13 protein-coding genes are annotated in these 16,540 nt (G+C 48.0%); 7 read left to right on the top strand and 6 right to left on the bottom strand.

All coding sequences use genetic code 11. The features are described from left to right. Nucleotides 1–28: 28 nt before the first annotated feature. On the top strand, nucleotides 29–919 hold the full coding sequence (locus OIR97_RS06910; protein ID WP_169544849.1) for a flagellar motor protein MotB: 891 nt from the start codon (nucleotides 29–31) through the stop codon (nucleotides 917–919). A 10-nt stretch (nucleotides 920–929) separates the two neighbouring features. Here the strand turns inward: OIR97_RS06910 and OIR97_RS06905 are convergent, their stop codons facing one another. Continuing rightward, complete coding sequence (locus tag OIR97_RS06905; RefSeq protein WP_169544848.1) at nucleotides 930–1,706, bottom strand: class I SAM-dependent methyltransferase; 777 nt, start codon at nucleotides 1,704–1,706, stop codon at nucleotides 930–932. Nucleotides 1,707–1,840: 134 nt separating this feature from the next. On the opposite strand from OIR97_RS06905, the gene OIR97_RS06900 reads away from it, so the two are divergent. Next, a complete protein-coding gene (locus tag OIR97_RS06900; RefSeq protein WP_169544847.1) occupies nucleotides 1,841–2,335 on the top strand; it encodes an RDD family protein in 495 nt (164 codons plus the stop codon). Between the two features lie 8 nt (nucleotides 2,336–2,343). On the opposite strand, the gene OIR97_RS06895 is transcribed toward OIR97_RS06900, so the two are convergent. Next, nucleotides 2,344–3,600, bottom strand: coding sequence for an NAD(P)/FAD-dependent oxidoreductase (locus tag OIR97_RS06895; RefSeq protein ID WP_169544846.1), 1,257 nt, complete (start codon nucleotides 3,598–3,600; stop codon nucleotides 2,344–2,346). Nucleotides 3,601–3,775: 175 nt separating this feature from the next. On the opposite strand from OIR97_RS06895, the gene OIR97_RS06890 reads away from it, so the two are divergent. The 5 genes from OIR97_RS06890 to OIR97_RS06870 all read left to right on the top strand — a co-directional run bounded on the left by OIR97_RS06890 (nucleotide 3,776) and on the right by OIR97_RS06870 (nucleotide 11,081). After that, nucleotides 3,776–5,626 carry an SLC13 family permease gene (locus OIR97_RS06890; RefSeq protein ID WP_169544845.1) on the top strand — a complete coding sequence of 617 codons (1,851 nt, stop codon included), beginning with the start codon at nucleotides 3,776–3,778 and terminating at the stop codon, nucleotides 5,624–5,626. A gap of 88 nt (nucleotides 5,627–5,714) precedes the next feature. After that, nucleotides 5,715–6,434, top strand: a complete 720-nt coding sequence (locus OIR97_RS06885) for an arginyltransferase (RefSeq protein WP_169544844.1) — start codon at nucleotides 5,715–5,717, stop codon at nucleotides 6,432–6,434. A 247-nt stretch (nucleotides 6,435–6,681) separates the two neighbouring features. Next, a complete protein-coding gene (locus OIR97_RS06880) occupies nucleotides 6,682–7,764 on the top strand; it encodes a TRAP transporter substrate-binding protein (protein ID WP_169544843.1) in 1,083 nt (360 codons plus the stop codon). A 272-nt stretch (nucleotides 7,765–8,036) separates the two neighbouring features. Beyond that, nucleotides 8,037–8,957 carry a TRAP transporter small permease subunit gene (locus OIR97_RS06875; RefSeq protein ID WP_169544842.1) on the top strand — a complete coding sequence of 307 codons (921 nt, stop codon included), beginning with the start codon at nucleotides 8,037–8,039 and terminating at the stop codon, nucleotides 8,955–8,957. A 21-nt stretch (nucleotides 8,958–8,978) separates the two neighbouring features. Next, on the top strand, nucleotides 8,979–11,081 hold the full coding sequence (locus OIR97_RS06870; protein ID WP_169544841.1) for a TRAP transporter large permease: 2,103 nt from the start codon (nucleotides 8,979–8,981) through the stop codon (nucleotides 11,079–11,081). A 28-nt stretch (nucleotides 11,082–11,109) separates the two neighbouring features. On the opposite strand, the gene OIR97_RS06865 is transcribed toward OIR97_RS06870, so the two are convergent. From OIR97_RS06865 to recO, 4 genes are all read right to left on the bottom strand, one after another. Beyond that, nucleotides 11,110–11,724, bottom strand: a complete 615-nt coding sequence (locus tag OIR97_RS06865; RefSeq protein WP_169544840.1) for a biotin transporter BioY — start codon at nucleotides 11,722–11,724, stop codon at nucleotides 11,110–11,112. A gap of 42 nt (nucleotides 11,725–11,766) precedes the next feature. Then, a complete protein-coding gene (locus OIR97_RS06860; protein ID WP_169544839.1) occupies nucleotides 11,767–13,380 on the bottom strand; it encodes an AMP-binding protein in 1,614 nt (537 codons plus the stop codon). A 9-nt stretch (nucleotides 13,381–13,389) separates the two neighbouring features. Continuing rightward, entirely contained in the window at nucleotides 13,390–15,618 is a 2,229-nt protein-coding gene (parC, locus tag OIR97_RS06855; protein WP_169544838.1) for a DNA topoisomerase IV subunit A, read from the bottom strand. A gap of 81 nt (nucleotides 15,619–15,699) precedes the next feature. Next, complete coding sequence (gene recO / locus OIR97_RS06850) at nucleotides 15,700–16,458, bottom strand: DNA repair protein RecO (protein WP_169544837.1); 759 nt, start codon at nucleotides 16,456–16,458, stop codon at nucleotides 15,700–15,702. Nucleotides 16,459–16,540 lie beyond the last annotated feature (82 nt).

The raw sequence follows: 16,540 nt of genomic DNA, 5'->3' as shown, positions 1-16,540 counted from the left end.
TGACACCTCTAGGAGCGGGATAAAAAGAATGGCCGATGAAGTCGCACCGATAATCGTCAAAAAAATCAAAAAAGCCGGACACGGGCACCATGGTGGTGCGTGGAAGGTGGCGTATGCTGACTTTGTAACGGCAATGATGGCGTTTTTCTTGTTGCTGTGGTTGCTGAATGTAACTGACTCTGTTCAAAAGCAGGGCATCTCTGATTATTTCGCTCCCACTGTTGCAAGCAGCAGCGAATCCGGCTCGGGTGGTGTGCTTGGAGGCACCAGTATGCAAACAGAAGGTGCCATGGTTTCCAATACAGGTGTCCCCTCTGTTATTTCCAGTATTTCCCCACCTGAACAAGGCAAAAAAGACGATGCAGACGGTGATGGTCAAAGCGAAATTGATGAAGCCGAATTTCTAGCGCGTCTCGCGGCCCTGGAAGAACAAAGCTTTGAAGACGCACGGGATCAAATCAAGCAAGCGATCGCAGACGATCCAAATCTTGCAGGACTGGCCGATAATATCGTCATTGATATGACGCCAGAAGGGTTGCGAATTCAAATCGTTGATCAGTTTGACGAAAGTATGTTTCCTGCGGGAGGCACAACAATTGTTCCCCGCGTGAAACGTCTTCTGGGGAAGATATCGAAGGCCATCGAAAATCTACCCAACGGCTTATCAATCAGCGGTCATACAGACAGCTCCGGCTTTGCGGGCAACGATTATACAAACTGGGAACTATCGTCCGACAGGGCGAATTCCAGCAGGCGGGCCCTACTGGAAACCGGATTGGATCCTGAACGCATAAAACGGGTGTCTGGTAAAGCGGATACCGAACCGATGATTGAAGACGACCCGTCGAACCCGACGAACCGGCGAATTAGTATTATACTGCTGAGGGAAACACCTGTTCTTCCGCCAAACCTGAAATAACCGGGCTTCGTTAAATCTTCCAGATTAGTAACTTCGTTTTTCGGCCATCCTTTACGGTCACCGTCCGATCCGGTTTATGTCCGGGCACCTGAAAGCTATTACTGATAAACAGGCTTCCCGGTTTCATTTCAGATTTCGCCTTCTCATACAGGGCGCTCATGGGAACGGGTGACAGAAAGCAGTAAACCACGTCAAACTGTTCCAGATCCAGTTTCCAGAAACTACCAAAAAGAAACCGGACATTTTTTGCTCCCGAAACCTTGTTCAGGATCACCGACACGATAAAAGGAGCTGGTGCGCTTTCCGCACCAAAGAAAAGATGTCCCGGCTGGTTTTTCCCGATCTTCCGCAGGGTTCCTCCCAGGCCACTGCCCAGATCGATAACCTGCAACCCATCCCTTTTGGGAAGGAGTGTTTCAATTTTCTGTGCTGTCAGATCATTCGTGAGATAAAGCGGCACCCGATTAACAGCAACGTTCCAGAAGGTCGCCAGCAGCAAAATCAGTACAACGGGATAAACCCAGATCGGCACATTCACTATCAACCCTATGATGAGCAAGGGCGGGCCAAAAAACTGAATAATTATCCACCAATAGGATTGCCCCAATGCAAAACTGATGGCCGCCGCGAGGCCTCCCTGCAGAACGAGTTGCCAAAAGAGAGGCACCGAAAAAATCAAATGGGCCTGTAGCTGCGGGATCAGGACAGAAAGGATACCGAAAACAACAAGCTGGATAAGAGCGGCAGTCAGAACAGGGGGCAAAGAATGATTTTTTTCTAGAAACATTCGTTATATTTTTCAATCAGTTAACACGTGTCCGGTAAGAAAATAGCTTGAAATAGATGGCCGCGACCCTCATTTCAAGGGTAACGATACAAGGAATTATTCCGTCTTGCCACAAAATGCGTTAGGGGATTGCATTGTCAAAAAATACGGGACCCATTATCGATCTAAGCATGAACTCAGACTCTCATGATACAAAAGGATCACAAAAAACATTTGATTATTCTGGCGTAAGAATAAACAGGATTTTGGCGTACATCGTCGATGTTGTCGTCATCTTTTTTATTGGTATAGCCGCGAGTACCGTTGCTGCAATCCTTGGCATTGTCACACTGGGTATGCTCTCTCCGCTTCTCGCAATGTTGCTGGCCGCTATTCCGCTTGCTTACCATACGATGACGATCGGGAGTTCCTGGAACGCAACCCTCGGCATGCGTTTATTCAATCTTGAGGTCAGTCTGGCCGATGGCAGAAGCCTGGATTACTTCACTGCGTTTATCCATTCAGCCTTATTCTATTTCACAATGGCCATCACGTCTGCATTGATCCTGCTGGTTTCTCTTTTTAATTCAGAAGGGAAATTATTGCACGACTACCTGACACATAGTTCTGTCCACAACAAGCCGTCATAACAGTGGTTTCACAGCGCGTCTTTAATTTTTTCCCATAATAACTTCGTGTAAATTATTGGATTTATTAACATTTTATTCTGCGGTATCGCTGCATGGTGAATGTTTTCGAAGACATCAAGACGTGCAAGATCGCCATCTATGGCCTCTGCAACGATCTGGCTTGCGACCGCAGACAACACAACGCCCTGACCGGAATATCCGTGAACGACGTAGACGTTTGGCTCAAGCCGTTTGATTTCTGGCAGCAATTTTCTTGTCGCGGCGATCTTCCCTGTCCAGCTGAAGTCTATTTTTATGCCCTCCAAACTGGGAAATGTCCGAAGCATATTTCTTTTTATTCGATCCCGGCCCTCTGAAAATGGAAAAAGAGCCATATCCTGACCACCAAATACCAACCGCGTATCTGGCGTTATTTTGAAATAATCGAGATCAAAATAAGTATCACAAATACAAGCCGTCGTTGATATCAGCTTTTTGGCCCGCTCTTCACCAAGCGGTTCCGTCGCCAGAATACCGCTCCCGACACAAAGGATATTTTTTCGCTGCCCCAGATCAAAAGCGTCAAGATATGCATTTCCTGCCAGTACCAGCGTGGACGCTTGAACAGCTCCTTCCTTCGTGTAAACCCTGACTTGTTTTCCTTTATCGACAGAAAGTGCCGCAGAGTTTTCAAAGATAGTTCCTCCAGCGGCCAAGACCGCTTCTGCCAGTCCCAGCGTGTAATTTAAAGGATGAAGGTGACCGCCTTCCCTGTCGTGAAGTCCGGCAATGTATCGCTTACTTGCGATTAAACCACACAGATCCTCCTTATCGACCCAGGAATACCCGTCGTAACCAAAGTGATCTTCACAATATTTTTTTTCCTGTTGCAGCCATTCTGAATGGGATGGCTTGGGCGCGACATAAAGCTCCCCCTCTCGCAAATCGCATTCAATCCCATATTTCTGGATTCGCGACTTCAGGATCTCTTTTGAATTTTCGGAAAACGTCCACAGGCTTTTTGCCACAGAGCCCCCGAGCATTTCATCAATGGCCACCATGCCGGGGGAAAATCCGGATGCAATCTGTCCGCCACTGCGACCCGAAGCGCCAAACCCAACCGTTTGCGCTTCCAGCACAATGACGCTGTACCCCTTGTTTAACAGCTCTAATGCAACACCAAGACCGGTAAATCCGGCGCCGACCACGCAAATATCAGCCTGCACTTCCTCGTGTAAAACAGGTAAGGCCTCGAAGGAATTTCTTGTAGCCTGATAATAGTTCATTGGTGTATTCAAGACGGGATCCGCTTATAAAATATAACTGTGTTCGTATGAACTCCCCCTTGCAAGATTGCGGACAATCCTGATGATGAGAAGAAGTTGGTGATAAAGGAATAAGTATCCCTTGGAACTTTTCTGAAAACGGGCTCAGTAACAACAGTGTGGTTTTTAAACGAACATGATTGAAACTCAACTTCATATGTGGCTGGTATTCGGGTTTATCGCGGTTGCCATGTATGCGTTTGCCAGCGACAGAATTGAACTGGAAATTTCAGCTGTTGCTGTTATCGCCGGCCTTTTACTGCTTTTCTACTTTTATCCCCTTGTCGATAAGCAAGGCAACGATTTACTGTCCGCCCGCGATATACTGGCCGGACTGGCAGACCCTGCCCTTATCACTGTCCTGTCTCTTCTGGTTGTGGGTCAGGGGATCGTGCGAACAGGCGCACTGGAGAAACCAATCCGCCAACTGGTGACCCTTCGCCGCCATCATCCAATTATGGCGATTGCACTGGTCCTAACGATTGTTATGGTCATCAGTGCCTTTATGAACAACACACCTGTTGTTGTCATTTTCATACCGCTAATGACCGCGCTTGCAGAACGCATGCACCGATCCACCTCGACATTGATGATCCCGCTGAGTTATGCATCTATTCTGGGCGGGATGACAACATTGATTGGCTCTTCCACCAATCTGCTTGTCTCAGCGTCAGCAACGCAGGCAGGACACGCGCCTATCGGATTTTTTGATTTTTCCGTTCCCGGAATTGTGCTGGCCGTCGCAGGCTTGCTGTATGCCATGCTTGTCGTGCCAAGATTACTGCCTAACAGGGACGCTGTTACGGATGGGTCTGCGCCAATTTCTGGAAAACAATTCATCGTACAGATCGAGATTTCACCGGACAGCCCCCTTGTTGGAGAACGGGCCGTTGCCGGGCAGTTCCCGAGTTTACGCAATATTACAATCCGCTTCATTCAACGGGAAGAAAAACTGTTATTGCCACCCTTTGATGATCTTGTTTTACGGCCTTGCGATTCTGTTGTCTTCGCAGGAACCCGCAAATCTTTAACAGATGCTTTCGCGGATAATCCAGAGATACTCCACGATTTTCTTGAAAATGACGAACAATCAGACAGTGAGCCTAACGACAAGCAGAATACCCGGGACCAGACGCTGGCCGAAGTTGTCGTTGCGCCCGCATCCCGAATGATTGGCCGGGCTCTTCACCAAATCAGTTTTCATTATCAGACCGGCTGCGTGGTGTTGGGCATTCAGCGACGTTCCCGAATGATCCGCACAAGCAGAATGACTGACATTCGGCTTGAGGCCGGAGATGTGTTGCTTCTTCTGGGCAAACGTCAGGAAATTATGGAGCTTCGCAATAATCCTGATGTTTTGTTGCTGGAATGGTCAACCCGCGAGCTTCCTGCACTTGCCCTTTCTTTAAGGGCGCGGTTGATTTTTGGGGCCGTTATTTTAAGTGCGGCCACTGGTTTTGTCCCGATTGTGGTCGCTGCGGTAGCGGGTGCGACAGCGATGGTTGTCTCTGGTTGCTTGAATATTCATCAGGCCAGCCGCTCAATCGATCGCCGAATATTCCTATTGATCTGGGCGGCGTTGGGTCTGGGCGCAGCCATGCAGGCTACTGGGGGTGCATCCTACCTTGCGCATCAAGCGCTTAGTCTTCTGGATGGTGCAGGGCCTGCGGTTGTATTATCCATCTTCTTTTTATTGGTCGCCCTGTTCACCAATGTTCTCAGCAACAATGCGACGGCCGTTCTGTTCACGCCTGTCGCAATCAGCATTGGAACCGAATTAGGTGTTGATCCAATGATTTTTGTTTTCGCAGTTATTTTTGCTGCCAATTGTTCCTTTGCCACCCCTATGGGATATCAAACGAATCTGTTGGTGATGGGACCCGGCCATTACAAGTTCATGGACTATTTTAAAGCCGGCGCCCCCCTCGTCATCCTTTTATGGCTGGTTTTTTCCATTTTCGCGCCTCTTTATTATGGCTTGCTATAAGTTTGTTAGGAAATTTGAGCGTAGTATTTGCTAAACTGACGAAACGCGTTACCCTCATAAATATGATTATTTTGGTTACAGGCACACGATGAAACGAGTCGAAATTCCATCACGGTTCTTCTTTTCGACACCACCCGCCCCCTGCCCCTATCTGGAAGACAAGATGGAGCGGAAAATCGTAACGCTGCTTGCAGGAGAAGATCCAGATCATTTACACAATGCCTTAAGCCTTGCCGGATTTCGGCGTAGTCAGGATCTGGCCTATCGTCCCGCCTGCGAAGGATGCAATGCCTGCATTCCGATACGTGTCCAGACCAGAGCGTTTTCAGCCAGCAAATCACAACGCAGAGTGTGGTCTAAAAACCGCCTGCTGAAAGCTATTGAACGGCCCGCGATCGCAACAGACGAACATTTTACTCTCTTTAAGAAATATTTGCTGGCACGCCATGCAGAAGGTGGCATGGCTGATATGGCGTTCTGCGACTATCAAGCAATGGTCGAAGACAGCCCGGTTCAGTCACAGCTCACAGAATTCCGGCGGGAAGACGGCACCTTATATGCGGTTTGCCTGACAGATCTGATGGATGATGGCTTATCACTGGTGTATAGCTTCTATGATCCGGAAGAAGAAAAAAACAGCCCCGGAAGCTTTATTATCCTTTGGCATATTTTGCAGGCGCGCTATCTGGCCATGCCTTATGTCTATTTAGGATACTGGATCGCGGAAAGCCCTAAAATGGCATATAAAAAGAAATTCCGCCCCGTTGAAATTCTAACAAAAGAAGGTTGGCAGGTACTGTTTTCCTGAATTTTTTGGATTTTGGCAATCGCCGGTCAAATAAATCAATTTTTCCCTTAAACGACTGATTTTTGTTCAAAAACAGCATTTATTTTGTGCGAAATGATTAAAAATTGTTCGTATTCAGTCAAATTTTTCACTTCTCATTTTCTTTATCGCTAGACCTGATGGAAAACTGCCGCTATCTTCAGCCCCAATCATGCGAAGGGAGAACTCGCATGTTTGGGAGAAATGACGTCAATAGGGAGACTAGTAAATGGATCGTCGTAAGTTCATAAAAAGTGTGGGTGTTGCAGGTACTGTAGGCACAGCAGCAATGGCTGCTCCTGCAATCGCAAAAGGCCGTGAAAAACTCACAATGGTTACAGCTTGGGGCCGTGGCCTCGCAGGCGTTTTTGACGCTGCTGTTCACTTCGCTGACTCTGTCAATGCCATGTCAGACGGCACACTTGAAATCGACGTAAAAGCAAATGGTGAGCTGGTTTCCGGTCTTTCCGCTGTTTTTGACTCAGTGACATCCGGTCAGGCTGATATGTATCACGCCGCCGATTATTACTATGTTGGTCAGCATCCTGCTTTTGCATATTTCACCGCTGTTCCATTTGGTATGACACCAAATGAACTGCATAACTGGTACTACCATCAGGATGGCCACAAATTCCACCTTGAACTGGGTGAAGAATTTGGTTTGCATTCATTCTTGTGCGGTAACACTGGCCCACAGGCGGGTGGTTGGTTCCGTAAAGAAATCAAATCAGCTGCTGACTTTAACGGACTGAAATTCCGTATGCCTGGCCTTGGTGGTAAAGCACTCGGTAAACTCGGTGCGTCTGTTCAGACATTGCCTGGTTCAGAAGTGTATCAAGCATTGGCTTCCGGCGCGATTGACGGAACTGAATGGATCGGCCCGTGGGCAGACGAAAAAGCAGGTTTCCAGGAAATCACTAAATTCTACTACACTTCCGGTTTCCATGAGCCAGGTGCTGGTCTTGCTGTTGGTATCAACAAAGACCGCTTTAACGGCCTAAGCAAAGCGCATCAGAAAATGATCGAAATTGCTGCTGGCGAAGCAAACCTTTGGAACCTCCACCAGTATCTTGCCAACAACTCTGAAGCACTGACTCGCTTGCAGGCAGCTGGCGTTAAGACTCTGGAATTCCCAGATGACGTTTGGGATGCATTCGGCAAGGCTTCTATCGAAGTTCTCGACAGCAACATGGAAGATCCACTCTTCAAGAAAATCCGTGAATCAGTTGAGAAATCCATGAAAGCATCTGCTGCTTGGGACCGTCTCTCTTCTGGCGTGTACGGCGCACAACGCTCACGAGTTCTAGGATAATTCCTAATCGTATTGAGTAGTCAAAGAACCGGACCTTTTGGTCCGGTTCTGCATTTTTTATACGGACTGTTCGCATAATCATACGTGCATGTACCCAGCCTCTTTTAAAATCACTGATATTTTTGAGGCTATCAAGAATTCCAGAAGAGAATTCTCACAAAACCCGCACAAAACGGGACGAGGCAGATACGCAATAACCTTTGCTAACATACGATGCCTGATATATATCACTGCACAGAATTGATCCGCGGGACTGAACGGGAAGAACCAACATGGAAGCGCTTGGAAGTTTCTTTTTGAATTTTGCCATGGGATTCGTAAACCTACTTATTCTCCCTTGGCATATTTATAATTGGCTAACGCTGGATACTTTGAAAAAGAAAATGAATGTGCTGACGCAAGTCGGTATGTCGATCGAATTCTTTTTCGTCGTCATCGCGATCGTCATCCTTCTAATCGGTATCGGTATATATAAACGTCGTTTTCTATACGGAACCGTCAACACACTGGAAAATTTCAACGCGAAAATCGGTAAAGCAGCCGCCTGGTTTGCTCTGCTAATGATGATCCAACAGGTTATAATTATCGCAGTTGGGCAAATTTTCCGTGGGAACGAAATTATCCTGGCGCCTTTAGGGATGACAATTGTTAGCGAAGAATTGCAGTGGCTGTCTGGTCAATTGAAATTCTACAACGCTATCCTGATTGCAATGGCATCGGCCTATACCTTTATTGAAGGCGGTCACGTTCGGGTCGATCTGGTTTATGCGTCCTGTAAAAAAAGAACCAAACATTGGATCGATTTTTTCGGAACCCTCTTCTTTTTCATTCCGTCAACGCTTTTACTTTGGTGGTTTTCCTGGCCAATTGCCATGAACGCTATCTTCGCACAAAAACCAATGAACATCTGGACAACCTCCACTCGGTGGCGCTCCGTCCGGCTTGAGACATCAGGGACAGCCGAATTCTCTTGGGTTTGGGGCTTTAAGTTGCTCGTCCTGATTTTTGCCGGGTTGATGTTTATTTGTGCGGTTTCATTTTTGCTTCGTAATATCCTTGCGCTTCTTGAAAAGGACAAAGACATTCCGACGCATGTTTCGTTTGATGGAGACCCAATCGGTGGCATTGGCATTGAATCCCTCAGCGATGAAGCCAACGCAGGCAAGCGCGACCAGCCTGCCCATCCCCTTTAATTTATCTCGGAGCTTTGACCCATGTTATTTGGTTTCACCGGCGTTGAAATTTCGCTGATGATTGTGGGAATATCCCTTTTCGGGGGTATTCTATCGGGATATCCAGTAGCCTATGCTATTTCTGGCTCTGCTTTTGTCAGTTTTGCTGTGATTGCAATTCTGAACGAAGCCGGACTGCTTTACACCTTACAAGAAATTGACGGTGTAATGGAACAGGTCCCTGTCTTTGAAGGGGGTTGGCAAAAGGCGATGCTTTCAACAGAGTCGACCTGGGCACAGGGGGTTTTCTCCCGTGCCTTCGGCGGCAATGTTGAAACTCTGCTGGCCGTCCCTCTCTTTGTTCTAATGGGCATCGCCCTGGAACGCTCAAACATTGCTGAAGACCTTCTCAGCACGATGGCAAAGTTATTCGGTACCATTCCGGGCGGACTTGCGATTGCGGTTGTTTTGGTGGGTACCCTGCTTGCAGCGTCTACAGGCGTTGTTGGTGCGACTGTGGTAACAATGGGCTTGATTGCCTTGCCGACCATGCTCAAAAATGGATATTCAAAATCGTTGGCGACGGGTGTCATCGCGACATCTGGTACCCTCGGTCAGATTATCCCGCCATCGATCGTGATCGTCCTTTTGGGATCAATCGTTGGCGACATGTATGCCATTGGTCAGGAAAACAGAGCCAACGAGCTTGGTGTAACCGTTCTGGAAATGTTGGGCGAACCTGCCGTTCTTTCCACAGGCACCCTCTTTAAAGCCGCGTTTATTCCTGGTGTATTCCTTGCCCTGCTCTATGCAACTTATGCAATGGGTTTTGCTTTGCTTAACAAAGACAAAGCCCCTCCTGTTCAGTTGGGAGAGCCGGATCCTTATCGCCTGTTATCCTATTATAAAAACAATCCATGGTTATTGCTCAGCGCTGTCTTTGGACCATTGATTGCGATGGTGGTGTTCTGGATTGTACTTGTAAATGTCGGACTGACGGGTTCCGAAGTTGTCGAAAATGTCGTGGTTCATGCGCCTATGTCGAGCGGCAACCTTGCCATTCTGGTTATCGTTAGTTTCTTACTGACTTTGGCCTGGGCACTGCGTCCAAGTTACTCGCTGACACCGATCGTGTCCGGATTGGTCGGGGTTGTCCTGTTATTCTTTGCTGACTGGTTCTTTGTCGGTGGCGATGCGACAGGCGGAACCAAATTTACATACTATTTCCTACCCGGCCTTCTCCTTATCTATGGCCTGAAACACGCGTCTGTCAGACTGATGGAAATTGAAACCCTTCGTGTGGTTTCCCCTCCCGTTATTTTGATTGTCGCAGTGCTGGGTTCTATTTTGGGAGGTGTGACAAACCCGACAGCGGCGGCGTCATTAGGTGCAGCTGGCGCAATCATGCTTGCGGCAAACCGGAAACTGAAAGACAAGAACCAATCAACCAAACCCGTGATCTGGGCCTCGCTTGCGATCATTATTTTGCTTCTCACCCGCGGTAACTTTGACCTGCGGATGAGTATGGAAAACATTGACTTCGACAACAAGGTCGCGATTGCTGTTTCATTGATTTCCTACCATGTTGCCGTTTTTGGCCTGCTATATTCATGCTGGATTCTGGTGCGCGACAAAATCATGTCGGGCATCATTAATGAAACGACCAAGGTCACATCGATGGTTTTTGTGATCCTGATTGCCTCCCTCTTCCTGAGTTTGACAATCCGGTCTTTTGGCGGCGAGCATTATATTCAAGAGTTTTTGCAGTCTTTTGAAGATCCGCGCACCCTATTGATTGTGGTGATGATTGTGCTTTTCCTTCTCGGATTTGTGCTGGATTTCATTGAAATCATCTTCATTGTTATTCCGATCGTTGGGCCGGTGATTTATGCAGCAGATCCTGCGTTGATGCCACCTACCTGGATTACGATCCTGATTGCGGTAAACCTGCAAACATCCTTCATTACGCCGCCCTTTGGCTTTGCGTTGTTCTATCTACGAGGTGTTGCACCGCCGAATGTCTCAACTATGGACATCTATAGAGGTGTTATTCCGTTTGTAATCATTCAGGTGATTGGCCTGCTGTTACTTTGGAATTTCCCGGAAATCATTACATTCCTACCTGATGCCTTACCGGCAAATTGACGGTAAAAAAACAAAAAAAGCCGCTGATTTATTCAGCGGCTTTTTTCTTGGATTTAAGATAGTCGACACATTTCCAGCATCCCCAAAGGATGATCGCCACCACGATGCCCTTAATCACGTTATTGAAGATGTAGGGTAAAAAACCCAGCCGAAAGGCGTCTACGATGCCCTGATTAAAACTAAGGAAAAACATACCGGTTAATAGTGTCGCGAGAACGGACATATTTGCAGCCAGTATTCCAAGGCCTAAATGGCGATACCACCCACGCGCGGCAAAGAGAGCTGAAAGCAATATCGTAACACCAACACCGATGGCATACCCATAGGTCAGTTTGTTCAAAGTTAAAAAGGTTTCTTCGGCAATGAACAATGGCAAACCGAGAAAACTAAACGAGATGTAAATTATAAATGTCAGACTACCAAGGCGCCAACCAAGAGCACCGCCGATAAAAACAGAGGCCACCGCCTGCAACGACGTTGGTATTGTGGGAGTGGGAACCACTGTCCACCCCCCGGCAAACAATATCCCTACTCCGACCGCAACAATGGTCGATAGCCGCAAAATTCTATCGAATTGACCCGTTTCGAATTTTCTGGTCCATAGGGCATTGACTAAAAGGGTACCGTTGTCATTAACACTCATTGCTCGCCCTTTCGGTCCCGTCAAAAGAATAGTGGTTTGATGTTACTGTCTCACTTTTTTCTTAAATTCTCTTAAATCCACGATTGCATCCGCTGCTCTAGGGTCTTCACCGACCTCAAAGATTTGCGTCTTTTGTATTTTCTGTGTTCCGGTTGTCGGCAATTGATCCAAAAACAAAATCCAGCCCGGCGGTTTATAGTAAGCCAGCCGTTCAGCCGAAAAATCAAAAAGCTCTTTCGCAAGTGTCTCTGATGCTTCCGCATCCTCCATCAGAACGATACAAGCAAGAACCTCTTCCTCGCGGACTTCATCTTTTACGGCTATGACAGCAACCTGCGCCACCGCTTCATGCGATTGTAGGACGGCTTCAACTTCCGCTGCGGCTATATTTTCGCCTGACCGCCGAATAATATTCTTTTTCCGGTCAACAAAATAAAGCATATCGGTTTCGTCCTGAACGACCGTATCGCCTGTATGGAACCAGCCATCGGTCCAAGCTTCTTCTGTCGCCTGTTCGTTTTTTAAGTAGCCGGAGAAAAAGCCCTTTCTCGGCGTTTCTTCCGAACTTCTGACGACAAGCTCACCCGCAACACCCCGAGGGCATTCAGCCCCGGTATCATCTATAATTTTAGCCTCGAAGCCAAGGAGTGGGCGGCCGAAGGCGCGTGTATCAATTTTTCTGGGCTCGCTGTTGACTGCAAAAATCCGACCGGTTTCAGTCATTCCCCAAATTTCAAGAAGTGCGAAGCCATACCGTTTTTCGAAAACCGCATGCAGTTCCGGTTCGACACCCGCCCCAATACCAAACCGGACCGAATGGGCGGTTTCCCATTCTGATACCGGCTGATTAAGCAGCATCGGCGGTACAACCCCTAAATAATGGATAATAGTCGCCCGCGTATCGCAGACTTCCCGCCACCAGCTTCGAGGGTGGAAACGGTCGGGAATAATCAAACATCCCCCCGTCAGGATCATACAACCCAACGAGACAACAGCCGAATTCATATGAAAGAGAGGTAGAGGATTAAATAATCGTTCTTTACCCGGACGTATATCAACCAAACCACCGAGTTCAGAATACCACTTCCCTGCCGTCAAATGATAGTCATTGGTCAGGATACAACCCTTAGGCCGGCCCGTCGTACCAGAGGTGTAAAGAAGGCTTGCTTCCGTTTGCAACCCCGGTTTCCCTCCGTCCACTTCCCGATGAGGTTCCGGAACCCCGTCAGAAAAGGCCCCCATGCCGATCACCGGAAGGTTCCCCCGTTCGGCAGCCACTTTTTCAAGGTCCGTAAAACGTGTATCGATACAGATGACAAGATCCGCATCAGAATGATCCATTTGATACAGCATCTCGGCATGCCGATAATCCGGATTGATCGGTACGCAGGAAACACCAAGTGAATTCAGGGCCAACAAATGAAGAATATAGTCCGGACGGTTCTCCAAAAGGAAAGCAACCCGGTGCCCAACGGTATATCCTGACCGGGTATATGTCGCCCGGATTTCATCAACCGCCACAGCCGCTTCGGCATAGGTGATCTCAACGCCTTCAGGATTGTAGCTGCGCCCTTCCAGCGGCGGCACACACAAAAAAGCGTTCTGTGGATAAAGTTCAACTGATCGACAAAACGCCTCATAGACCGTTTGCATCATGTCTCCGGCTTAACTGAATTTATTGTTGCGACTAAACCCTCTAGGCGCAAGTCGACCGGCATTCCCCCGTCTTGTAAACCAGCCTGTCAGGTCATGCTCTGTTCGTGTTCGTTCACCGGATTTCCAGCTCAAACCTTCCTCACGAACAAAGGTTCTGATGTCAGACAAACCGCCATCTTTATAGCGTTGTAATGTTACTCCCCGGCCTCGGGTCATCTCGGAAATCTCGTCCAGGGCGAAACAGTTCAGTTTGCGGTTTTCACCAACCACAGCAACAGAATCCCCTGTTGCTTCGATGCAGAACGCTGCCTCCACATCCCCCGAGACATTCAAGGTCTGCTTACCATTTCGGGTCTGTGCAATTATGCTATTTTCATCGACAACGAAACCACGGCCATCAGTTGATGCCACCAATAATTTCCGTCCTGGTTTATGAACAAACAGGGCGACGATATCCTGGTCATTCCCAAGATCGACCATCAAGCGAACCGGTTCACCATGGCCGCGTCCTCTTGGTAATTTATCGCAGCCAATCGTATAGAAACGGCCATTCGTTCCAAACAGGACTAACCGGTCAGTGGTTTCCGCAGTAATCCAGAAACGCTCCTTGTCACCGTCCTTATATTTTTCATCTCCCGTTTGGGCAACATGTCCCTTCAATGCCCGAACCCAGCCTTTTTCCGAACAAATAACCGTAATAGGTTCTTTCTCGATCATCGCTTCAAGCGGAATATCTGGCAGATCGACGGCTTCACCGACCCGCGTCCGGCGCAACGCAACATCAGGATGCTCTTTCAACGTCTTTTTCAGGTCTTTTAGCTCAGCAGAGATTGCTTCTTTTTGCAGATCTTCGCTGTCCAGCAACGCAATAAGTGTCGCCTTCTCTGCTGTCAGCTTCTCATGCTCGGTGCGAAGCTCCATCTCTTCAAGTCGCCGTAATGACCGAAGTCGCATATTCAGAATAGCTTCTGCCTGAACCTCAGTCAGTTTGAAGGTTTCCATCAATGACTGCTTTGGATGGTCATCTTCACGGATAATACGAATGACTTCATCCAGATTAAGGAAAACAATCAAATAGCCGTTCAGCACTTCCAACCGGTTTTCAATTTTACCAAGGCGGTATTTCGAACGGCGCACCAAAACGACAAATCGATGATCCAGAAAAGACTGCAAAACATCCCGCAGGCTCATGACCCGCGGTGTTTGCGTGGCATCCAGAACATTCATATTCAAGGAAAATCGATTTTCCAGATCCGTCAAGCGGAACAAGCCCTGCATCAGCATTTCCGGATCGATATTCTTGCTTTTTGGCTCCAGAACCAAACGAATATCTTCCGCAGACTCGTCTCTCACATCCGCTAAGAACGGCAGTTTTTTTGCTTGAATGAGTTCCGCAATACGTTCAATCAGTTTCCCTTTTTGAACCTGATAGGGTATTTCCGTGACAACAATCTGGTATGTCCCCCGGCCAGTCTCCTCTTTCTCCCAGGTAGCGCGTTGACGAAAACCACCGCGCCCTGTTTCATACGCTTCACGAATGCTTTCAGTTTTTTCAACCAGTTCGCCGCCTGTTGGAAAATCCGGTCCTGGTATAAATTCCATCAGCTTATCAATACCGGCACCGGGATATTTCACAAGATGCAGTAAGGCGTTACAAAGTTCCGTTGCGTTATGAGGGGGAATAGACGTCGCCATTCCCACAGCAATACCAGACGATCCATTTGCCAGCAGGTTTGGAAAAGCCGCGGGCAGCACAACGGGTTCTTTTTCCTCCCCATCATACGTATCCCGAAAATCGACCGTATCCTGATCCAGATCCCTGAGAAGCAATTCAGCAAAAACTGTCATCCGGGCTTCGGTGTAACGCATGGCAGCGGCATTATCACCATCAATATTCCCGAAGTTTCCCTGCCCATCTACAAGCGTGTATCGTTGGGCAAAATCCTGTGCCAGGCGAACCAGCGCGTCATATACGGACTGGTCACCATGCGGGTGATATTTACCGATCACATCACCAACAACACGGGCACATTTTTTAAAACCGGAACTTGGGTCCAGTTTCAGTAGACGCATGGCATATAAAAGCCGCCTGTGAACCGGCTTCAAGCCGTCACGTACGTCTGGAAGAGACCGGGACATAATTGTTGACATCGCATAAGCAAGATATCGCTCGCTTATGGCGTCCTTCAGTGAAGTGGGTAACACTTCACCGGGTTTAATCGGAGACTGCTCACTCATTCTTTTTGTATACCATCAGATGCCGTCGAATGCAGAACAAAATCCGTTAAAAAACCGTACTTTTTTTCATTCGTGGTCCGCCTAACCGTCTGACTTATCAAGTTGTCTGCCAAGAGACAGGATCAACCGCTCTCTGGCAGGCAGGGATTCTTCGGTATAATTGGATAACAGGTTCTTTTGAATGAAATATCCACTGAGGCGAAGCCCTTCCAGGATCTGCCGAATATCAATATCCTTGCGACCCTCTTCTGGTGTCGTTTCTTTTAGAAATTCTGGTAAGGGCAAAAGCCTCTCACGATAAGGAAACCCTGCCTCCCCACAGACCGCGCGGGCTGATTTAGGAGAGACATATCTTAGATTTGTCTTCTGCCCGGTTGCGGCACATTCCGATAGATCCAACCCATAACCAAGTTCGGACAGGACACCTAATTCCCACCGCACCATCAAAGGCCCCCATACCTCTAAATCCTGCTGTAAATAGTCAATGAATAGACAGGTTGCTTCAAACAACCTTTCATGAGCTTCCCGTTCCGGCAGAACTTTATCCAGCAAAGCCAGCACCGTACTTGCTGCCGAGAGGCGCAGACTATTATCAAAGATCAGCGTGCCTGAAGACTTCTGAGCTTCAACTGAAAAAGTCCCCAACTGTTCGGCAAGACGACCGTTCCATCGCAAGCTGACAAGGTTGCCCGGCTGCATAATACCGCGTAATCGTTTACCTGTCCCCCCCCGAACCATGCCGGAATATCGTCCATGCTTCCGCGTTAGCGCATGAAGAATAAGACTGTTTTCGCCATATTTTTGGGTGGATAAAATTATCCCGTCATCGATCCAATGCATAGACAAGCCATATCAGATGGATGGGGCCGCTGGCAAATTATACGACATGAACCGATCACAAAAAGAAGATGTCACAAGCGGC

The sequence above is a fragment of the Sneathiella aquimaris genome, assembly GCF_026409565.1.
GTDB classification, from domain to species: Bacteria; Pseudomonadota; Alphaproteobacteria; order Sneathiellales; family Sneathiellaceae; genus Sneathiella; species Sneathiella aquimaris.
Note: the sequence above shows the minus strand (reverse complement) of the source record. Positions and strands in the feature narration are given on the sequence as shown.